Here is a 20,523-nt window from a genome sequence, read left to right on the forward strand (position 1 = left end):
CGGTTATGGCCAATGCCGCTTGTTGAAGAATACGTGGCAGAGCTGCGTAGTGACTATGCCGATTTACGCAACGTGAGCAATTCCACGATGGCCGGAGCGATAACCGCAGCTCTCTTCATCCGTCATTTCGTTGCAGACACGATGAGCTGGGTCCATATCGATATGGCAGGCACGGTTCAATATAAACGCGATTATCCGCATGCGGCTGCGGGTGCTACTGGATATGGTGCCAGATTGCTGGCAGATTATGTTGAGAAGCAGTTTCAAATTGAACTCGCTTCAGAATAAGGAGTGATGGATGGATGCTGCTTGAAATCATTGCAACTTGCGTTGATGACGCTATCATTGCCGAGCAGAACGGAGCTGATCGGCTGGAACTGATCACGGCGATTACGGAGGGGGGACTTACCCCCGGGATCGGTCTGGTGGAGGAAGTCGTGAAGACCGTTTCGATTCCCGTGCATGTGATGGTTCGGCCACATAGCCGCTCCTTTCAATATAATAAGCACGACATAGCTACGATGATTGCCGAAGTGAAAGCAATACGTCAGACAGGGGCCGCCGGTGTCGTGCTGGGCATGCTGACCGCTGACGGGAAGATCGATGAAGCTGCGCTGCAGGAGGTTCTCCAATGGACGGGGGAGATGCAGGTTACCTTCCACCGTGCGTTCGATGAACTGGAGGATCAGTTCGAGGGACTGGCTGTGCTGCAGAAGTATCCTGCCGTCACCCGCATATTGACGTCAGGGGGACCGCAACCAGCACCGCAAGCGATGCCGCACATTCGTCAGCTTGTTGAGCAGTCGCGCAATAGCGGGATTCAGATTTTGGCGGGCAACGGTCTGAAGTGGGAGATCATTCAGGAGTTCATCCAACAGACCGGAGTGGCCGAAGTGCATTTCGGTTCTGCCGTGCGATATGGGCGTTCTGGATTAAAGCCGATTGATCCGATTGAGCTCCGTTCGTTGGCAGACAGTATACATCATTAGAAGTAGCAAACCTATCGGAAACAGGTGAACAAAAATTGCAGACCGTATTCAATAAACAACAAGAATTTGTGGTTGGCGTTGACCTTGGGGGTACGAAGATCGCAGCGGCGCTCTTCGATTCCGAAGGACAGCTGCTTAATCGTGAGCAGATGGAAACTTCTGGCGCACGGACGGCGGAGGAAGTCGTCGGTCGAATTACGGCGATGATCCGCAGTGTGTCTGGTGGTCAGCCCCTCCGGGGTGTGGGTATGGCTTCACCAGGCACGGTTAACAGTCGGGAAGGAATCGTGATTCACGGCACGAATCTGCCGGAGTGGACGAACGTACCACTCAAAGCCTGGATGGAGCGGGAGCTGCAGACAGAAGTGCAGGTATTGAACGATGCCAATGCAGCAGCTTGGGGAGAGTATGCTAGAGGTGCTGGAAGAGGTTCAACCAATATGGTATACGTAACTCTGAGCACGGGTATCGGATCGGGTATTGTCCTGGATGGCAAACTGTTTCTGGGCAGCAATTCCTTCGCTGGCGAGCTTGGACATCATATTATCGATCCGAACGGGCCCAAGTGCAACTGTGGCAGCCATGGTTGCTGGGAGGTGTTCGCGTCCGGAACCGCGATTGGACTTGCCGCCGCTGCGCGAATGGAAGAGCAAGCCAGCTTGATCCACGAGTTGGCGGCAGCGACTCAGGCGCGATTGTTAACGCCAAACATGTGTTTGAAGCGAAACGCCAGCATGACGCGGTTGCCGCTGAAGTGATCGACAGAGCGATATACTATATGGCGCTGGGGTTGGTTAACGTGATTCACAGCTTTAATCCGGATCGAATCGTCATTGGCGGCGGCGTGAGTAGAGCAGGAGAGCTGTTGTTTCCGCAGTTGCGTGAAATGACGCATAAACTTGTAATGCCTTCTTATCAGGGAACTTATGAAATCGTTCCTGCCGGTTTGCGGGACGATGTCGGTCTCGTTGGGGCTGCGGCATTATTTCAGTAATGGATAGAGAAGTGGATAATATATAGCGAACTTGTATAGAAATAGTCCGCATCGTGGAGAGTAAAGAGATTAATAGATATAGGATTACCGAAACGCCACCGCTGTAATGTAAATTGCGCCGGTGGCGTTTGGTTTGCCCGGAGCGAACAAGTCCCTCAGAGGGATCTGTGGCAGCGGAATAGCCAGGAATGGAGCGAACAAGTCCCTCAGAGGGATCTGTAGCAGCGGAATAGCCAGGAATGGAGCGAACAAGTCCCTCAGAGGGATCTGTAGCAGTGGAATAGCCAGGAATGGAGCGAACAAGTCCCTCAGAGGGATCTGTGGCAGCAGAATAGCCGGAAATAGAGCGAACAAGTCCCTCAGAGGGATCTATGGTAGCAGAATTGACGGGATTAGCGCTGTATAGCCCTTAACATAATAAAAAAGCAAAACGATGCTGGCCAACAAGGCACAGTACCGTCTTGCTTTTTAAGAGATGGGAAACGGGGCTTCATTTTGGAGTTTCACATTAGTCCGTGACATGTAACACGTGATAGGCGTGAATCGTAAACCGTCATCCGTTTGAGCATTGGAGTCGATTGTTTGTTCACTAATAGTTGTTTGTATCCGACAAACGATAAACGGTTGCCCGCACTTTCCCACCCGCCGGCAATGATCGCCGGCTCCAAACCCACACCGTTCGTGTAAGACCTGCACGCTTGGAGCCGGCGATCATAATTACTCCATGTACTTCGAAGCGTTAAATGTGATCATGGCGACGTGATTAGCGTGTTCGATCAGGGAAGATAACTTGGTTACCTCGCGCTCCTTCTTACGAGCAGCTGCTTGGTAAGCTTCAGGCTCGTACAGAGCTATATCGAATAAAGTAACGGCGCTATCACCCATGCCGCGCCGATTCTGGCGCTCGAGCTTCTTGCGAGATCCAAGATGGGCGAGTTGTCCAATGTCGCTTCGCATCTGCTTGGCAAGTTCAATGGCTTCCATAATCGTGATCTCGGCATCATTCCATGGAATGGTATACGTCGTATTGGAGATGGCCATCAGCAAATCGAGTCGTCTGAAGTCGGCCGCGGCTGCCTCGATCTCAGCAGTGATAACGTCCACGCTGCGTGTCGGCATCTCGGCGGTTTCACCTTTTTCAATAATCGTGCTGCTATTATTTATACGTTCTTGCATCAAGTGGCTGATCAAGCGATTGATTGCGGCTCTTATGGCCAGCGCCTCTGCCATCGTGATTTGACTCATATGTAACGGATCACCTCTTCATTATTGTATCTGTATATCTAAACGTTACAATGATAGAAAAGTTGCTAACTTTTTAAGAATTAAACCGTATGATGTCCTATGAACAGATGAGAGTTACATAATTGTCATGAGTATGACAGGTCATTGTTCGTTTCAGAAGCAAGTTGTTACGTTTGTACGACATTGAATAACAAATAGTGACCATTTTTCAGGATATTATTGACACTTTCCTTGCTTGTATACTATATTAAGAGAAGGTTACAAAACGTTAATGAATTTTGCCGAATTTCGCTTGTGAAAACGGGGGAACCGTCTTGGGTGAATTACTCTTGTTTCAGGAGAGTATAGGGAACCTTCTACCGAACCTTTAGCTAACTCCGTAGGCATCGAAGGAGAGAACGTATTGAAGAAATTTGTCATCACTTTGCTTGGGTCTGCGATTATTTTTTCTTCAGGTGCCGTAACAGCATTTGCTGATCAACAACCGGGTTTTCAATATGAAGTGAAGCAACTGGTGGGAACTCCGTATAAATGGGGTGGCACGACCACAAGCGGCTTTGATTGTTCGGGATTCATCATGTATATGTTCCGAAACGTGGATGTCGAACTTCCTCGTACATCTCAAGGACAATCCCAGACAGGTGTTCATGTTGACAAGGACGACCTGAGGGTTGGGGATCTAGTATTCTTTAATACGAACGGCAAAGGCGTTTCGCACGCTGGTGTTTATGTCGGAGACGGCCAATTTGCGCACGCTTCGAGCAGCAAAGGGGTTAGAATCAGTAAACTGACTGATTCGTATTATCAACCGCGCTATGTTACAGCAAGACGAGTATTGAGCCAAGAAAGCTTCGCGAAGCTGGTTGGCAGTGCAAGTTAATCGATTATTATAAGTTAGATAGATAAGAAGAAGCCTGACACGAATTCGTGTCAGGCTTCTTCTTATCTATCCACTTCTTTGGTGACAGAAGCCGAGATGGCTTGCTCCATGTTTGCACTGTATGTTCTGAATAGACCTATTCTCCAGAAGGCGGCGCCTTTCAGATCATAACGCTTAGCGAGCCCAAGCTTATCGTCAACGGAAGAAGGCGTTTCGCTGAACAGACTGATGCCTAGCAGCAGTTTATGTTTGGGGACGCCTGCCGTGAGCGCAAGTTCAATTGCTTGTTGGACAAGGCTGTTCGGTTCTGGGTTCTGCGCCTTCGTACCAACCGGGTTATACTGATAGGCCATGATGATCAGGTCATCTGCGACAGAGGCAAGCGTCTTGTAATCATAGCCTTGATAGGCGCTATTAAGCGGCGGAACGGCGATCGACAAGGAGATATCCTTAGGTAGGGCGGCCCGCAGTCGTTTGACATAGTCGTTCAATAGCTTCTGCTGTCCGGCTGCATCTAACTTGAATCCCAACCCCTCAAAGTCAAGGCATACTCCGCCAAATCCGTTATCAGCGACAGCTTGCCTGATGCCTTCGATTGAAGCTTGGCTTAGGCTGCTATCACTCAGCATCTTGGTTAATTCACCTTGTCCATCCAGAGAATAAACCATGAGATAAGGCTTTATACTCTGGGCGGCTGCATCTTCGACGATGGATTGAGGCGTAATCTCGCCTGCCGCTGGTGGGATTTGATATTCTTCTCCCTCCAGCGTAAACAGGCCGTTACGATCAATGCGACTCCATCCGAATGCCACGGAATTCATCGACTGAATGAGATCGATTTCTTTGAAGGCACTGATTGCGTAGAAGCCTCGCAAGTGTATTTCCCGCTGTGGGGACACCATCGACACGGTACGAGTGGCTTGATTCCAGCTTACCTTGACTCCGAACTGATTGCTGAATGAACTAAGCGGAATAAGTACTCGACCTTCACTATGTATCGGCGGCGCGGGTAGTGTTACTTTCAATCCGTTAACTGTAGCGATGGTGCTGCCTACTTGAAGCTGTACCTTGGTTTGTACGCCTTGGACAGTGCCGACTGCGGACAATGTCTGATTGTTGTTATCCCAATTCATTTGAATTCCCAGCGCCTCTCCCACCGTCCGGAATGGGACGTAAGTAATTCCCTTGTCCACTCGCGGCGCTGCATCGAATTGTAGCGGCACATCATCGAGTTTAACTGAGACGGACGGGGAAGCATGAGCAGGGCGAATATCTGATAGCGTAACGAGTAGCGAAGCGGCAACAATTGCAGAAACCGCCGTCTTTCCGATCATTTTAGATAGCATCACACAAATCTCCCTTCCAATAACTAGAATATGAGTTACATAATCTAGCAATGATTAGTATAGCAAGAACTTTCATAGAATAACAACTTCATCACCTTGCTGTTGTCACAAAATCGAGCGGAAGTGGAGATGTAGATTTATTAAACTTTCTAGTATAATAAACAAGGTATCTCGTACGAACCTGATGATCTCGAATCTGGGGGGCATAATGTGTTTAAATTTTGGAAGCGTAACCGAACGAATAATTCAGGGGAACAACCAGGAACTAAATCCTCCGAGGAATTAACGGAAGCTGTACCGGACCGAATGATTGAGTTGACGGGCCGCGAGGTCCAGCGCAACGTAGCGCCTGTGCTGGGGATGACGGTGCTCGATTTGGCAGAACGGAATGAAGTGGATTGGAATTCATTTTGCAAGAGGGGGACTTGCGCACGTTGCCGTTGCATGGTGATAGAGGGGGTTCAATATCTGTCGGAACCTAATCTTGAGGAAGAACGGCGGCTGGATCCGGAAGAGCTTGAGGAAGGCTACCGGCTTGGATGCCAGAGTAAGATTGAAGCGGTGGGTCCGGTTAAAATTAAGCATTCTCCGTATTTCTGATAGTTATAGCAGGGTTGTCCCCTGTTCATAATGGAACTGCACCACCAAATCTTCGTCAGGGTGACGATGGTTTGAGGTGCAGTTTTTATGTCTATGGGCAATCTGTTACCTTACGCTTGAAGAAGATCATTCTTATCCCTCGGGGATTAACTTCTCAATTTGCTCTGTTCGCGATACGCGCTTGGCGTCTGACCTGTAATCTTCTTGAACAGCATGGAAAAATACTTGTCATTCCCGTACCCTACCTGAGCAGCAACCTCATGTATCGGTGCTTCCGAATCGGATAGTAACCGCTTCGCCTCTTCAATTCGGCGGGAGATCAGATAATTGAACGGTGAGTCACCAAGCTCTTTTTTGAACAGATGGGACAAATAATGCTGACTGACATACATCGTATCGGCCATATCTTTCAGGCTGATGCTTTGGGTATAGTTGGTATCAATGAATTGTTTCGTGCGCAGTGCAATCTCATTTTTGCCCTTCAAGGTCTGGAACTGATGTTTAACATCCACAATGCGATAAATGACGGTGATCAGCGACATCAACAGATTCGTGCTGAGTGTCTCATAACCAAGTACCTGCGAATCACATTCTCTTAATATTTCCGATAGATAACTCTCGACTTTGTATGCGTACTTCTCGCAGGATATCACCGGCTCAACGGAAGCGGGGAGCAGCATCCCTTGCGGGACTCCTTCAATATGAACGGAATCTACTCCACAGTAGATAACTTTGAACAACCCGTTGGTCATGGATCTCTCTTCATGTGGAATCCCTGGATTATAGATCGCTACATCGCCTTGGTGCAATTCGTATTTTTTGCCGGCAATCGTGAATTCCCCGCGCCCTTCAACAACATACAGGATTTCGCAAAAATCATGGATCTGCGGCGGTCCGTAAAACAAGCTCTCATCTACGACTTGCCCGGCAAACAGCAGCTGTGGATTTTTAATAAATCGGAAGTGATCGCTTTTGCTGTGCGAGATTTCAATCTTTGGCACGGTATTTCATCCTCCCAATACAACATCGCTGTTTCTATTATAATGTATTCCGCCCATTTATGCCGCTCTTGGACGGGCTGTTGGCCGCGAGGGTATACTGTTTTGCTGTAATGCTGGTTGGATTCAACAATATAGTGGGTTAACCCTCGTTCAAAATCGCTTTACAATGGAGTCATCATCCGAATAGGGAGGCTTTCACTTATGACAATTGAAAACGATTACAGATGGAGAAATGGATTTCCGAAAATCGGGATTCGACCAACTATAGATGGAAGACGCAGAGGCGTACGGGAGTCTCTCGAAGAACAGACCATGAATTTGGCAAAAGCCGTTGCCCAGCTCCTTTCCGAGAAGCTTCGTTATCCGAACGGCACCCCAGTCGAATGCGTTATCGCAGATACCTGCATCGGTGGGGTAGCGGAAGCAGCGGCGGCAGCAAAGAAATTCAAAAATGAAGAGGTTGGTTTGACGATTACGGTAACGCCGTGCTGGTGTTATGGTACGGAGACGATGGATACCGATCCTTCCTTACCTAAAGCCGTATGGGGCTTCAATGGTACAGGACGTCCAGGTGCAGTTTATCTGGCTGCGGTATTGTCCGCACATGCACAGAAAGGCCTTCCGGCCTTCGGGATCTACGGCGAAGATGTGCAGGATGAAGGCGATACTCGCATTCCGCAAGATGTGGAAGAGAAACTGCTGCGATTTGCACGCAGCGGCTTGACCGTTGCGTACATGCGGGGTCAAGCCTACCTCGCGATGGGCTCCGTATCGATGGGGATCGCGGGATCGATCGTAAACGATAGCTTCTTCCAGGAATATTTGGGCATGCGAAATGAATACATCGATATGAGTGAGTTCACCCGCCGGATTGAGGAAGAGATTTATGATCCGGAGGAATACAAAGCGGCACTGGCTTGGGCGAAAGAGAATTGCAAGGAAGGTCCAGATATCAATGCAGCTGAGCTTCAGAATGGCCGTGACCGCAAGGATTGGGAATGGGAAACGGTTGTAAAAATGACGCTGATTACGCGCGATCTGATGATCGGTAATCCGCGCCTTGCCGAACTTGGCTTCGAAGAGGAAGCGCAAGGTCATCATGCAATTGCTTCGGGTTTCCAAGGGCAGCGGCAATGGACCGATCATTCGCCCAATGGCGACTTCCTTGAGACCATTCTGAACTCATCCTTCGATTGGAACGGGACTCGCGCTCCGTATGTCGTAGCAACCGAGAACGATGCCTTGAACGGGGTCGGGATGTTGTTCGGTAACCTGTTGACGAACACGGCACAGATATTTGCCGACGTGCGTACGTACTGGAGTCCGGCTTCAGTAGAACGCGTAACGGGTTACAAGCTTGAAGGCAAAGCGGAGAACGGTATTCTACATCTGATCAATTCCGGATCGGCCGCGCTGGATGGAACGGGTGAGCAAGAGATCGACGGCAAGCCGGCTATGAAGCCGTTCTGGGAGATCACGGAGGAAGAAGTGAAACGTTCCCTTGAAGCGACTGAATTCCGACCAGCGAATCTGGAATATTTCAGAGGCGGCGGTTACTCAACGGATTATCTTACACGTGGTGGAATGCCCATGACGATGTTCCGTTTGAACCTGGTGAAGGGCCTTGGTCCGGTACTGCAAATCGCAGAAGGTTACTCGGTCGATCTGCCGGCCGAAGTACATGATACGCTTGACAAGCGCACAGATCCAACGTGGCCAACGACTTGGTTCGTACCGAACATTACGGGTCAAGGCGCGTTCACAAGCGTATATGAAGTTATGAATCAGTGGGGAGCGAATCATGGTGTCATCAGCTATGGCCATATCGGCGCCGATCTGATTACGCTGGCGTCTGTATTGCGAATTCCGGTGAACATGCACAACGTAGCGGCAGAGCAAGTATTCCGTCCGCGTGCGTGGGGGATGTTCGGTACGTCCGACCCAGAAAATGCTGATTTCCGCGCATGCCAGAATTTTGGCCCGATATATAAATAGTTGATACGTGTAGAAGGGGAGAAGTAATCATGCTGAACATGGAGACCCGGCAAGAGTTATGCAAATACGCTCAGAAAATTGTGAACAGTGGGCTTGTTGTTGGGCCTGGCGGAAATATTAGCGCGAGGGCTGGAGACTATATGTATCTCTCGCCCAGCGGTTTCGCGTTGGAAGAGATCGAGCCGGAACAGTGGATTGAGGTTGATATCCAGACAGGTAACATCACGGACATCGGACTAAGACCTTCGTCCGAGGTATTAATGCATCTATATGGATACCGGGCGAACCCGAATATCGGTGCGATGGTACATACGCATCCGTCACACTGTATCGCGTTTACGCTGGTTGAGCAGGAGCTTCCGGTGATGTTTCCCGATCAGGCAGCACTTGTCGGTAGAACCGCGTATGTTCCATACATTATTCCGACTACGGATCTGTTAGCGGATGCTGTGGCCGAGAAGGTTGTGACGGCTAGTTCCATCTTGCTTGGCAATCATGGTCTCGTAACGACCGGACGCAATCTGCGCGAGGCCTACTACCGTACGCAGGTGGTGGAAGAGAGTGCCAAGATTTATCTCAGCGCGAAGGCGGCTGGAAATCCGGTACCGCTAACGGATCAAGAAGTTGATGATATCGCAGCTTTGGAGAGTGAAGATTACCGTATCCAACTGCTCCAGAAGATGAAATAGAACGAAGGGTTAGAAAGGATGCGGCATATGAGTAAATCGTCTGCGGTACTTGCGTTTGATATGGGTGCCAGCAGCGGCCGGGCACTGCTGGGAGAGATCATATCGCAGGACGCCAATTCGCCCGGCATTCTAAAGATTACGGAGATTCACCGTTATGCGAATATACCCGTTCAGATTGGTGATCACCTGCACTGGAACTTCCCGATGCTGCTACAGGAGGTCAAGCAAGGTATACGCAAAGCCTTTCTGGCTGGCCATGAACCGATATCCTACGGGATTGATTCCTGGGGCGTCGATTATGGACTTCTTGATCGTCTCGGTCACCTCATCGGGATTCCCTATCATTACCGGGATCTGCGTACGGACGGGATGGTAGAAGAGACGTGCGAGCAAGTGGGCAAGGAACGCCTGTTCAACGAAAGCGGTCTGCAGTTCATGCCATTCAATACGATTTTCCAACTGAATGCGATGGTTAAGTCTGGATCACCGCACTTGGATATTGCCGACTCGCTCCTACTGACGCCGGATTTAATCAATTATTTCCTGACCGGGGTCAAGGCATGCGAGTTCACGATGGCAACCACCACGCAGCTCTACCATGTCCAGGAGCAGAAGTGGAATGAGCGGCTGATCGAGGAATTAGGGCTGAATCCGTCCATCTTCATCGATCCGATTCAGCCGGGTACCAAAGTCGGATCGCTGCGTGAGGAGGTGGCTAAGGAGCTTGGTGTTCCTGGCATCCATGCGATTGCGGTCGCTTCTCACGATACGGAATCCGCAGTAGTTGCCATACCGGCGGCGTCACGGGACTTTGCATATCTGGTCTGCGGAACGTGGTCCTTGCTCGGAACCGAACTTGAGCAGCCGCTCATCCACCCGGATGTGCTGGCAGAGGATTTCTCCAACGAGGGCGGAGCGTATGATACTTTCCAGCTATTGAAGAACATCATGGGTCTCTGGATCTTGCAGGAGTGCAAACGGCAATGGGAGAGCGCTGGAGCAAGCTATTCTTATCATGAACTGATTGAACTCGCTGATTCTGCTGCGACTTTCCGCAGTTTCATCCATCCCGACGATCTGCGGTTTATGAATCCTGCGAATATGATTGGTGAAATCGAAGACTTTTGCCGCGAGAGCGGACAGCCGGTACCAGTAGGCGTTGGCGAAGTTGTACAATGCATCCTGCAGAGCCTGGCGCTTCGATACCGGGAAGTGCTGGAGCGTATGGAGCATCTCACGGGCAAGCGGTATGAAGGCCTGCATATGGTGGGTGGCGGGATTCAGAATCAAAGGCTCTGCCAGTTCACGGCCAATGCGCTGGGCCGGACCGTCTGGGCCGGACCGACGGAAGCGAGTGCGATTGGCAATATGCTGGTGCAATTCGTGGCGAATGGAACTTTGAAGAACCGGGAAGAGGGGGCAGAGCTGGTTAGACGCTCGTTCCCACTGGACCTATATCACCCGCAGGCGGTCATGGAATGGGATCATGCTTATTCGGTATACAAGAGCATTACAATCGAGCAACGAGTGAAGTAACGTCCAAGTCGCTTTCGTGAAGGAGTAATAGGATGCTAAAAGGAATATCCAACATCATTTCGCCGGAGATGCTCAAAATCCTGATGGAGATGGGTCATTCCGATGAGATCGTGCTAGGGGATGCGAATTTTCCCGCCGTGAGTCATGCTCAGCGGCTGGTTCGTGCCGACGGGCACGCTATACCGGATCTGCTGCGCGCGATTCTGCCCGTATTCCCGCTTGATTCTTATGTGGATTCACCCGTGTCACTAATGGCTGTAATGCCGGGGGATACGGTGAAGACGCCGGTATGGGACGAATATCGGAAGATCGTAGCGGAGTTTCATCCGGTGTCGATCGAGTTTGAAGAGGTAGAGCGCTTCAGCTTCTACGAGCGTGCGCGGAAGGCATATGCTATCGTATCGACGGGTGAAACGGCATTGTATGCCAATATCATCCTCAAAAAAGGAGTTATCGCTTCATCCTAAGCAACGCGCATTTGTGGAAATCTCGGATTTCTGCAAATGCGCGTTTTTCTGTGTTCATTGGCACGAAATAGAGGATTGCGTTCATATGATTGCGAAATGATTAAGGATACTACCTGTTTGGAGGCCAGAACATGAAGAATTCATTCCCAATCGACATTGAATATGAACCGAACAATCAACAGGGGGACCCTATATGATATCGGATAAAAAAAGCTGGATTATCGAAGCGACGATCACGGATATGCAGCAGGCCATGGCGAGTGGCGCATTAACAAGCATGGATCTCGTTCAATTGTATTTGGAACGGATCCAAACGTATGATGGAGAACTGCGTTCCATCATTGAGCTCAACCCGGATGCTTTGCGCATTGCGAAGGAGCTGGATCAGGAGCGTGAAGCAGGAGCGTTCGCGGGCCACTGCACGGCATTCCTGTCCTTCTGAAGGACAACCTGGACACGGGAGACAAGATGCACACCAGTGCGGGGTCGATCTCACTTGCAGATTCCTATGCTGCATGCGATTCATTTGTGGCGGCTCAGCTAAGGCGCGCCGGTGCGGTACTGCTAGGGAAGGCAAACATGACGGAATGGGCCAATTTTATGTCGAACACGATGTGGGCAGGATATAGCTCCAGGAATGGTCTGACCCTGAATCCGTACGGTCCGGGCGAGTTCTTCATTGGAGGGTCAAGCTCCGGCTCGGGTGCAGCCGTAGCGGCTAATTTGGCAGCGGCTGCGGTAGGCACCGAGACCTCGGGTTCCATCATTAGCCCTTCCAGTCAATGCAGTCTGGTTGGCATCAAGCCAACCATTGGCTTGGTTAGCCGTACAGGTATCATCCCAATTACGAATACACAAGATACCGCGGGGCCGATGGCCAGAACGGTTAAAGATGCAACGATATTGCTGAGTGCGATGGCGGGTAGAGATGAGCAGGATGAGGTGACGCTGATCGATGCGGGTCATGTGCATCCCGATTACACGGTCTTTTTGGATACGGCTTATATGAAACAAGCCCGAATCGGCATTCCGCGTTACTACTACAAGCATCTCGATCCGGATAGACTAGAGATTGTGGAAGCTGCGATGCAAGTGCTGCGTGATCTCGGGGCAACGATCGTTGATCCGGTAGAGCTGCCGTGTCAGGACACGAAGTGGGATTCGAACGTGCTTCGTTACGAGTTCAAGAAATACGTGAACGATTATTTGCGTCAATTGGATGCTTCCGTTCCTGTCCACTCGCTCGCTGAAGTGATAGCTTACAACGCAGCACATGCGGAGAAGGCCCTCAAATACGGCCAGGAAACCCTGATATGGGCGGAGCAGACCAGCGGCACGTTAACGGAGCCGGAGTATCGGGCGAGTTTACAGCGGAATCAGCAATGGGCGGGTCCCCGTGGGATCGACCATGCGCTGGAGGAGCATCGTTTGGACACGTTGTTGTTTCTGGGTAATGAATATGGATCGGATCTGGCGGCGAGAGCCGGTTATCCGTCGATCACTGTTCCGGGCGGTTATGCCAAGAACGGCGTAATTGCTCCGGGAGGTTATCAAACCTCGGGTCCGCAAGGCATCACGTTCGTCGGGACGGCCTACAGCGAACCCACTCTGATCAAGCTCGCTTACAGCTTCGAGCAGGCAACCCGGCATCGTTTCCCCCCAACGCTTACTGAAGGAACGACAACAATCTAAGGGAGGTGAGATTTGAACCATGCCGCGTAATCTGGAATATGTCCCTTATGGGTACGAACCGCCCAAGCCGTCTTCCAAAGGAACGCTGATCTTCTATGATCTCTTTGAACATGTGCAGGAGCAGCTTGCATTGGCGGTCGCCGTGAAGGAACAGCGTGCATTTACGAAGCTTGTCTTGTACCCGTTGCATGAGGAGACGGCAAGACGGATGTTCAAAGAACCTGTCAGTGCTTATCACAAGCGCGAGAAGGCTATCAAGGCATGGCTGGAAGAGCACGGCAGGAAGGTGGCTGTCATTGAGCCTTTCGAAGCCAAGCGCAAGAAATATACACCGGTGGATACAGCGCTCAGGCATTTGAGTGAGAAGTACTCGGCTCCCTATTTCCTACTCGTTACCGCAGAGATGGCGAACGCGCTTGCCTCCTACGCATCCTTCGAGTCGTGGATTGTTAAGCTGAGACTGATCGTCTTGACCGAGCCGCCTTATTTACATCCCAGATTGGAGAAATATCGCCATCGCTGGATGTAGTGGAGGTGTAATCCAATGAAGCCCCGCATGACCTGGTGCTGCATCAGGATCGTGCGGGGCTTCTATATTTAAAAATATGAAAGGGACTGCTCCCAGGGGGCAGTCCCGTTATAGTTTGCGTGAAGACTGCCACTGTCTCATGGTTCTAAGTCCCCACGCGGGTAAGTTTACTTATGATCTTGCGGACGCTTTCTCCAGAGAGAAAGTAGGTCCGTTCCAATTCTTCAATGGACCGCCCTTTGCAATAGGCGCGGTACATCTCGATGTTGCGACTCTCTATGCGCTTTTTGGAACCGCTTAACTCTCCCCAGCCGGCTCTTTGCTCGCTCTGTTTCGGTATGTAGAGTAGTTCTCCGTCTATATACTGTTGAATTTGCTGCAGCAGCTCGGGGGGAAGCACTTCTCTTCCATTCTTGTATTGGCCCATCGATGCCCTCCTCTTTCTGTGTAAACGTTAAAGCTATCGTTGGTGTTCTTAACAATTGTGTTGATCATGCTTTCCCTCCTCCTTTCGTGAATTTAAATGTTGGGTTGTTACGTTTCATTATCATCATATTAAAATAGATATAGGGAGCCCCGGCGGGGCTCCCATTTAACGGATATTCGCTTTAAGCGAATACCACCTCATGGATCTGAATCATTTCAATCAGCCTCCTTTCAGCTCATTTCGTCGGCCCGACTTCTATATTAAGCCATAGATTGATTGAAATATGCAAGGGTAAAAACAACAAAAATTGTTCTTTACCATAATTCATGCCATTAATTATGTTCTGCACATTATACATTGGCGTTGAGCTATTTCAATGGTTGCGACAGGATTATATAATAAACCTGTTGATAAAGCAAAAGAAAATACTTAAAAGGAGCGTCCGCAAATGACCAATCCTGATCCGCACGTGCGTGAACTGGTTACGCTGAAGACCATTGCCGAGACGCTGAATGAGGGGAACGAACTGGCATCTATGCTGGATACCGTGATCGGTAAGCTGCTGGAGCTCACAGGACTGAGCACCGGTTGGATGTTCCTGGTAGAGGAGACGGGTGTGCATGAATTTGTGGCCCATCGGAATTTACCCCCGGCGCTAACCGGTAATGATTATGAGCCATTGCGATGCGGTGCATGCTGGTGTCTGGAGCGTTATGGAGACGGCAGGCTGAAGAATGCGGTTAACATATTGACGTGTAAGCGTCTGGATAATGCTGTGCGATATCAATGGGGGGATACGAAGGACATCACCCATCATGCCACGGTTCCTATAAGATCCGGCAACCGTCGCTTGGGTGTACTGAATGTAGCTGCACCAGGCAAACTCCATTTCTCTAACGAAGAACTGGCTTTGCTTGAGTCGGTAGCCTTTCAGATTGGCAGCGCGATCGAGCGTATGCGGTTGTACGCAGTGGAGCAGCGTCGCGCGGAATTGTACGCTAAGTTTGGCGAATACATGAGTGCTGTCGGTATGTATGTATCAGAAGCAACGAACCGCATAGATGTGAGCGAGCAAGCGATGCACTTGCTGGGGAGCTATTTTGAATGGCCAGCGGCTGCGCTGTTTGAGATGACAGGCGACGTCTTCACGCTGCGAGCCTTGTACAGTGATGGTAGAACCACCCTGCCGTACGCTCGTTTTCCACAGCGTGTACAGTATGAGATTAAGCCTGAGCAGGTGTCGGTTCCGATAGGGTTACTTTGCTCCGCGGATGCTGATTATCTGTCCTCGCAACTGAAACAGCGAAGAGTGATCCAGCACGTTCAGCGAGCGCTAGCAGCATCCGTGGTGCTGAAGAGTGACGATGTCTCATCCAGCAAGAGCATACTGTGGGTGGATGTCGGTCTTCGGGGCGTTGTGGAACAGGCCGATTCGGAAGTCGTTGAAGCGATCGCGGAGTTTATTGGTCTCACCTTTCAGCGGATGCGTCTGGAAGATAACAGGCGGGAGCTTGCTCGATTGGACGAACGAAATCGACTTGCACGAGATATGCATGATTCCGTCAGCCAGACGCTGTTCTCCTTGGTGATGATGTCGAAGGGCGTGCGAAGCAAGTTGGGAACGATACCTGAAGCACAAGCCAAACTGCTAGCTGAATCGATTCATGACATGCAATCGCTGTCGCAAAGCGCACTTAAGGAAATGCGTGAACTGATAACGAAGCTGCGTCCATCGGAACTCGAGGGAGGTCTCATAACGGGTCTGAAATCTTATGGCGAACGACTGAATCTGGAAGTGCATACGAAACTAAGCGGCATGCAAGCATTACCGAGAGCCCAGGAGGAAGTGCTGTGGAGAATCGGTCAGGAAGCTCTGAACAATGTCAGCAAGCATGCCGATACCAGCGATGTTGAGCTGTCGCTGATACAGAATGAAAGGCAAGTTACCCTGCTTGTCACGGATCACGGGCGGGGAATGACCGAGCAGCGCTTTTTGGAGCTGACGGAGCATTCGATCGGCATGTCCAGCATGAGAGAACGTGCAGAGTCGCTAGGGGGACAATTTCAATTACATAGCGTGTACACCAAGGGAACAACGATTGAAGTCGTGTTGCCCTTAGATCGGTATAGGGGGAAGGAAGGGGGAGATCAGCTATGATTCGATTGTTAATTGCCGATGATCATGCGATGGTCCGCAAGGGGCTGCAAGTGTTTCTATCCACACAGACGGATCTAATGATCGTGGGTGAGGCTGTGAATGGCGAAGAAGTGCTGACTGTGGCGCAGTCAGTCAAACCGGACATTATTCTGATGGATCTGCAAATGCCGATTCTGAACGGCATTGAGACGACATCGCGGCTTACGTTGGAGCAACCGCATGTTAAGGTCATCGTTTTGACTTCATTTGTTGATTATGATCACGTCCTGCCTGCCATTCGTGCTGGTGCAAAAGGTTATCTTCAGAAGGATATCGAGCCAGAGGATTTGGTGACCGCCATTCGGCGGGTATCGAATGGTCAGGTCGAATTGCATCCGGAAGCAGCGGGATTATTGATGACGCATGTGACCTCCCCTGGAAATGTGGAAGGTGCGGGCGTAGGGATACAGCCTGATCCTAAACCGCAAGAGCTGGCTTCGCTTACTCCACGAGAGACAGAGGTGCTGCAATTGATTGCCTCCGGAATGAACAATCGAGAAATAAGTGAAGCGTTGTTCATCACAGAAAAGACGGTTAAAACACACGTCAGCCATCTCCTCGATAAGCTGGGGCTCGCGGACCGAACGCAGGCTGCGATTTTTGCATTGAAGAACGGAATTGCTTAATGAGGATATCGCTTGCACATACGACTATAGTTGCAGAAGCTCTCAGCCATTGGCATGAGAGCTTTTGTATGTGAAATCACACCATATGCTGACGACTGGAAGCTGCTTCCTAAACTACAATGTGAATAACAACTAACCTATTGAAGGAGGCCAAAAGCCATGAAGATTGTGATTTTGTCAGGGAGTAACCGCAAGAAAGCCACGAGCACCGCACTCGCCAAATCTTTAGAGCACCAGATGAGAAGACAGTTCGTTGATGTAAGCCTGTTTGATTTATATGAGAAGCCGCTCCCGTTCTATTCACCGGACGACGCATCGACTCGGCACGAAGGGGTGCGCGAGCTTCAACGATTGTTAATGGAGGCCGATGGGATTATACTGACGACGCCTGAGTATCACGGCGGGATGAGCGGTGTACTGAAGAACGCGCTGGATTATGCAAGCCAGGTTCACTTTACCGGCAAACCGGTACTGTCGGTTAGTTCTGCTGGCGGTGCGGTTGGTGTCAGCTCGCTGCAGCAATTACAGACAACCGTTCGTAACCTCCATGGCATTAATAGTCCGGAGTGGATTTCGCTAGGAGGCACCCAGCGCGCGATGTATGAAGCCGATGTTCCGGATGATGCAGTCATACTGGATTATCGTGCCAAGGAAGCGCTGACCCGGTTTGTGGACTTGGTACGAACAATCCGTGCCCGAGAGGATATGATATCATCATGATTACTCATTTTGCCGAATTAACATTGAAGACGTTGTCCATTCAAGGCGTCAGACAGTTCTACCATGGGGTGTTGCATTTTCCGATCGAACGTGAGAATGAGGACTGGATCGTGTTCAAGCCTACTCCCAAGATACGCTTGATATTCGAGCAGAAATATGAGCCGATCGCTCCGGTGCATCTGGCTTTCGAAGTGCCGTATGCTGAGTTTGGGGATATCGTGCAAAGACTCGATAAGGCCTTACCGCTGCTGGCATGGCCGGATGGAACAACGGCTGAATACTATGAGGGTGGAGCAAACGTTTATTTCAAGGATGGTGACGGTAATTTACTCGAGTTCATAGCCCACGAACAAGTTGCAGATACTGGCTTTGAACCACACGGAAGCTATCGCGTGCTCTACTTGCGGGAAGTCGGGATGCCTGTCGAGGATCCGGTTGCGGCCCGCAACTGGATGGAGAAGACACTTGGCTTGACGATTGCCAGAGATTCAGAGCTGTTCGCGTTCGTAATTGGCGGGACAGCCCATGCGGTTGTCGTCTCAACGAAGCGGAAGTGGATTCCCATCGATATGTATGCACTTCCGGTTTCGTTGGCGGTCACCTACGGTGTGTCGGATGCAGATTATGTGAATCAAGTTCGGGAGCGCTTGATCATCGGCTGATCATTGCCGATAACGAGGACGGGCTATCCTTCCGCATGTACGGTTACGTTATCCGCTTGCGAGTCATGAATTCGAACTTAGCGGAAGTGGATAGCGGAACATTTTGACAGCCGGATATCATGGTGATAGGCTATGTGAAGTTACACAAAGCAGCACCGGAAATGGATCCCTTTGGCAGTTGTCTGCAAGGGGCTCTTCCTGTATATTCTCATCATAAACCTTCAATCTATCATGTTTTCACGCGCACGACACAACGACGGGGAGGATTCAAATGTATAAGATTCTGATCGTGGATGATGAACCGATCGTAAGGGAAGGCATTCGGAATCGTATAGACTGGGCGGAGCACGGATACGAATGCATTGGGGTCAGCGAGAACGGACGGGATGCGCTGGAGACCATTACGCGAATGCGGCCCGATGTCTTGTTGACGGACATTTACATGCCCTTTATGGACGGATTGGAGCTGTCACACGAAGTGATGGCGCGTTACCCTCAGACCAAGATCGTGATCTTGACCGGGTTTGACGATTTCGAGTATGCACAGCAAGCGGTGAAGCTGCAAGTAACGGACTTTATTCTGAAACCGATTACATCAGTGGAGCTAAGCGAGGTGTTGGACAAGCTTAAGCTGGAGATGGATGAGGAGCGCGGCTACAATGAGCATGTAAGCCGCTTGAAACAACAGATAAGCGAGAGCATGGTCCTGCTGCAGGAACGCTTTCTGGAGCGACTGGCAACCTCTCCGATGAAGAAATCGGAGATCGCGGCGAAGCTTGTGTATTTCAACATTCCACTTACAGGTCCGTTGTATATTGCTTTGTCCGCCGATATAGATGAGCTTCGCTCGGATGAGCGCTACGCGGATAATGAGCTGTATGCGTTTGCCCTGTATAATATCATCCAAGAGATTATGGCGAAGGAATCGGGCTCTGCCGTATTTCGATACAAAGAGAATGCAGTCATCACGATTCTCTCCGGATCGAGTGAAGAGGATATGTACTGCAGTGCGCAGGACTTGGCGGAAGAAATTCGGAAGGCGATCAAACAATTCATGACGTTTACGATTACGATAGGCGTCGGCACGCTCTGTCATCAGCTTGAGGACATACGATATTCCTGTGCCGCTTCCGAGGCTGCTCTGGAATACCGCCTTCTCATGGGACCTGACCAGATCATCAACATTACCGATCTGGAGAACCGCGGTGCACGACCGCTATATGACGGGATCGATACGGAATCCGCGCTCATCGCTGCCATCCGTACGGGTACTGCCGCTGAAGTAGAGATATGTATTCGACGGCTCATTCATGATCTTGGAAGCGCTTCAATGTCGATCGATCAACTGTATTTACGGATTGTACGCGTAGTGCTGGCTATCATGCAGACGCTGATGGAGATCGGGAGTGATGAGCATGAGTTATTCGGCAAGGAAAAGCAATTGCTGGAGGATTTGTACTCGTTCCGTTCACTCGACGAGATCGAGACATGGCTGAGAGATGTTTGCAATCAGGCGCTAAGAGGCGTTCTGGCAGTCAGGCAAGATATGACGCGTACCCAGATGCTGGAGGCTGTTGCGTTCATCCAGCACAACTATGAGGACCCGGAGCTCTCCGTGAAGTCGGTATGCAGCCGCATCTTCATGAGTACCAGTTATTTTAGCGCTTTGTTCAAGTCGCATACGGGAAAGACGTTTGTCGAGTACGTAACGGATATACGAATGAACAAAGCGAAGGAGTTGCTTAAGCATACACGGCTGAAATCATTTGAAATTGCAGCCAAGACAGGGTATCAGGACCCACAGTATTTCAGTGTGCTGTTCAAAAAATATACAGGAATCACGCCAACGGAATACCGTAATCAGATGACTTCGGGTGGCGTTCAGCCATGAAATCGTCACAGCGGATTAAGAGCATCCAGTCTCGTAT

General features: G+C 50.3%; 21 protein-coding genes, 1 pseudogene and 1 riboswitch. Of the genes and pseudogenes, 17 read left to right on the forward strand and 5 right to left on the reverse strand.

Annotated elements, in window-relative coordinates; genetic code table 11:
• Nucleotides 1–12 precede the first annotated feature (12 nt).
• Genes JCM10914_RS31245 through JCM10914_RS31250 form a run of 4 tightly spaced genes read left to right on the forward strand, consistent with a single transcriptional unit; the run spans nt 13 to nt 1,983 of the window.
• Nucleotides 13–288: a cytosol aminopeptidase PepA gene (locus JCM10914_RS31245; protein WP_023957951.1), complete on the forward strand. Its 276-nt coding sequence runs from the start codon at nt 13–15 to the stop codon at nt 286–288.
• Nucleotides 289–302: 14 nt separating this feature from the next.
• Nucleotides 303–989, forward strand: a complete 687-nt coding sequence (locus tag JCM10914_RS04590) for a copper homeostasis protein CutC (RefSeq protein WP_023957953.1) — start codon at nt 303–305, stop codon at nt 987–989.
• Nucleotides 990–1,024: 35 nt separating this feature from the next.
• Nucleotides 1,025–1,747 (forward strand): ROK family protein, encoded by a 723-nt coding sequence (locus tag JCM10914_RS04595; protein WP_023957955.1) that lies wholly within the window; start codon nt 1,025–1,027, stop codon nt 1,745–1,747.
• Nucleotides 1,702–1,983: an ROK family protein gene (locus JCM10914_RS31250; RefSeq protein ID WP_269433831.1), complete on the forward strand. Its 282-nt coding sequence runs from the start codon at nt 1,702–1,704 to the stop codon at nt 1,981–1,983. The genes JCM10914_RS04595 and JCM10914_RS31250 overlap by 46 nt, the downstream gene beginning before the upstream one ends.
• Before the next feature lie 84 nt (nt 1,984–2,067).
• On the opposite strand, the gene JCM10914_RS04600 is transcribed toward JCM10914_RS31250, so the two are convergent.
• Nucleotides 2,068–2,337, reverse strand: a complete 270-nt coding sequence (locus JCM10914_RS04600) for a hypothetical protein (protein ID WP_036716987.1) — start codon at nt 2,335–2,337, stop codon at nt 2,068–2,070.
• Between the two features lie 363 nt (nt 2,338–2,700).
• Nucleotides 2,701–3,228, reverse strand: a complete 528-nt coding sequence (locus JCM10914_RS04605) for a hypothetical protein (protein WP_023957959.1) — start codon at nt 3,226–3,228, stop codon at nt 2,701–2,703.
• 269 nt (nt 3,229–3,497) lie between these two features.
• Nucleotides 3,498–3,630: riboswitch (cyclic di-AMP (ydaO/yuaA leader) on the forward strand.
• A 1-nt stretch (nt 3,631) separates the two neighbouring features.
• Here JCM10914_RS04605 and JCM10914_RS04610 point away from each other — a divergent pair.
• Nucleotides 3,632–4,108, forward strand: coding sequence for a C40 family peptidase (locus JCM10914_RS04610; protein WP_023957961.1), 477 nt, complete (start codon nt 3,632–3,634; stop codon nt 4,106–4,108).
• A 62-nt stretch (nt 4,109–4,170) separates the two neighbouring features.
• Here the strand turns inward: JCM10914_RS04610 and JCM10914_RS04615 are convergent, their stop codons facing one another.
• Entirely contained in the window at nt 4,171–5,454 is a 1,284-nt protein-coding gene (locus JCM10914_RS04615; RefSeq protein WP_023957963.1) for a stalk domain-containing protein, read from the reverse strand.
• Between the two features lie 210 nt (nt 5,455–5,664).
• On the opposite strand from JCM10914_RS04615, the gene JCM10914_RS04620 reads away from it, so the two are divergent.
• Entirely contained in the window at nt 5,665–6,054 is a 390-nt protein-coding gene (locus tag JCM10914_RS04620) for a 2Fe-2S iron-sulfur cluster-binding protein (protein ID WP_023957965.1), read from the forward strand.
• A 146-nt stretch (nt 6,055–6,200) separates the two neighbouring features.
• Here JCM10914_RS04620 and JCM10914_RS04625 read toward each other — a convergent pair whose 3' ends face one another.
• On the reverse strand, nt 6,201–7,055 hold the full coding sequence (locus tag JCM10914_RS04625) for an AraC family transcriptional regulator (RefSeq protein WP_023957967.1): 855 nt from the start codon (nt 7,053–7,055) through the stop codon (nt 6,201–6,203).
• A 201-nt stretch (nt 7,056–7,256) separates the two neighbouring features.
• On the opposite strand from JCM10914_RS04625, the gene JCM10914_RS04630 reads away from it, so the two are divergent.
• The 6 genes and pseudogenes from JCM10914_RS04630 to JCM10914_RS04655 all read left to right on the forward strand — a co-directional run bounded on the left by JCM10914_RS04630 (nt 7,257) and on the right by JCM10914_RS04655 (nt 13,963).
• Nucleotides 7,257–9,050, forward strand: a complete 1,794-nt coding sequence (locus JCM10914_RS04630) for an L-fucose isomerase (protein WP_023957970.1) — start codon at nt 7,257–7,259, stop codon at nt 9,048–9,050.
• Nucleotides 9,051–9,079: 29 nt separating this feature from the next.
• A complete protein-coding gene (locus JCM10914_RS04635) occupies nt 9,080–9,739 on the forward strand; it encodes a class II aldolase/adducin family protein (protein ID WP_023957972.1) in 660 nt (219 codons plus the stop codon).
• A 27-nt stretch (nt 9,740–9,766) separates the two neighbouring features.
• The gene (locus tag JCM10914_RS04640; protein ID WP_023957973.1) at nt 9,767–11,275 is read left to right on the forward strand and encodes a rhamnulokinase family protein; all 1,509 of its coding nucleotides are present in this window, start codon (nt 9,767–9,769) and stop codon (nt 11,273–11,275) included.
• Between the two features lie 32 nt (nt 11,276–11,307).
• Entirely contained in the window at nt 11,308–11,742 is a 435-nt protein-coding gene (fucU, locus tag JCM10914_RS04645) for an L-fucose mutarotase (RefSeq protein ID WP_023957975.1), read from the forward strand.
• A 193-nt stretch (nt 11,743–11,935) separates the two neighbouring features.
• Nucleotides 11,936–13,434, forward strand: a pseudogene (locus JCM10914_RS04650) (amidase family protein).
• Between the two features lie 19 nt (nt 13,435–13,453).
• Complete coding sequence (locus JCM10914_RS04655) at nt 13,454–13,963, forward strand: hypothetical protein (protein ID WP_023957981.1); 510 nt, start codon at nt 13,454–13,456, stop codon at nt 13,961–13,963.
• A gap of 145 nt (nt 13,964–14,108) precedes the next feature.
• On the opposite strand, the gene JCM10914_RS04660 is transcribed toward JCM10914_RS04655, so the two are convergent.
• Nucleotides 14,109–14,390 carry a CD3324 family protein gene (locus JCM10914_RS04660; protein ID WP_023957983.1) on the reverse strand — a complete coding sequence of 94 codons (282 nt, stop codon included), beginning with the start codon at nt 14,388–14,390 and terminating at the stop codon, nt 14,109–14,111.
• A gap of 448 nt (nt 14,391–14,838) precedes the next feature.
• Here JCM10914_RS04660 and JCM10914_RS04665 point away from each other — a divergent pair, with 448 nt between their 5' ends.
• The 5 genes from JCM10914_RS04665 to JCM10914_RS04685 all read left to right on the forward strand — a co-directional run bounded on the left by JCM10914_RS04665 (nt 14,839) and on the right by JCM10914_RS04685 (nt 20,486).
• A complete protein-coding gene (locus JCM10914_RS04665; protein WP_023957984.1) occupies nt 14,839–16,548 on the forward strand; it encodes a GAF domain-containing sensor histidine kinase in 1,710 nt (569 codons plus the stop codon).
• Nucleotides 16,545–17,213: a response regulator transcription factor gene (locus JCM10914_RS04670; RefSeq protein WP_023957986.1), complete on the forward strand. Its 669-nt coding sequence runs from the start codon at nt 16,545–16,547 to the stop codon at nt 17,211–17,213. Before JCM10914_RS04665 ends, JCM10914_RS04670 begins: the two co-directional genes overlap by 4 nt.
• A gap of 159 nt (nt 17,214–17,372) precedes the next feature.
• Nucleotides 17,373–17,933 (forward strand): NADPH-dependent FMN reductase, encoded by a 561-nt coding sequence (locus tag JCM10914_RS04675; RefSeq protein ID WP_023957988.1) that lies wholly within the window; start codon nt 17,373–17,375, stop codon nt 17,931–17,933.
• On the forward strand, nt 17,930–18,595 hold the full coding sequence (locus JCM10914_RS04680) for a VOC family protein (RefSeq protein ID WP_023957990.1): 666 nt from the start codon (nt 17,930–17,932) through the stop codon (nt 18,593–18,595). The genes JCM10914_RS04675 and JCM10914_RS04680 overlap by 4 nt, the downstream gene beginning before the upstream one ends.
• Before the next feature lie 271 nt (nt 18,596–18,866).
• A complete protein-coding gene (locus tag JCM10914_RS04685) occupies nt 18,867–20,486 on the forward strand; it encodes a response regulator (RefSeq protein ID WP_023957992.1) in 1,620 nt (539 codons plus the stop codon).
• Nucleotides 20,487–20,523 lie beyond the last annotated feature (37 nt).

It is taken from the genome of Paenibacillus sp. JCM 10914 (assembly GCF_001315105.1).
Lineage (GTDB): Bacteria > Bacillota > Bacilli > Paenibacillales > Paenibacillaceae > Paenibacillus_AQ.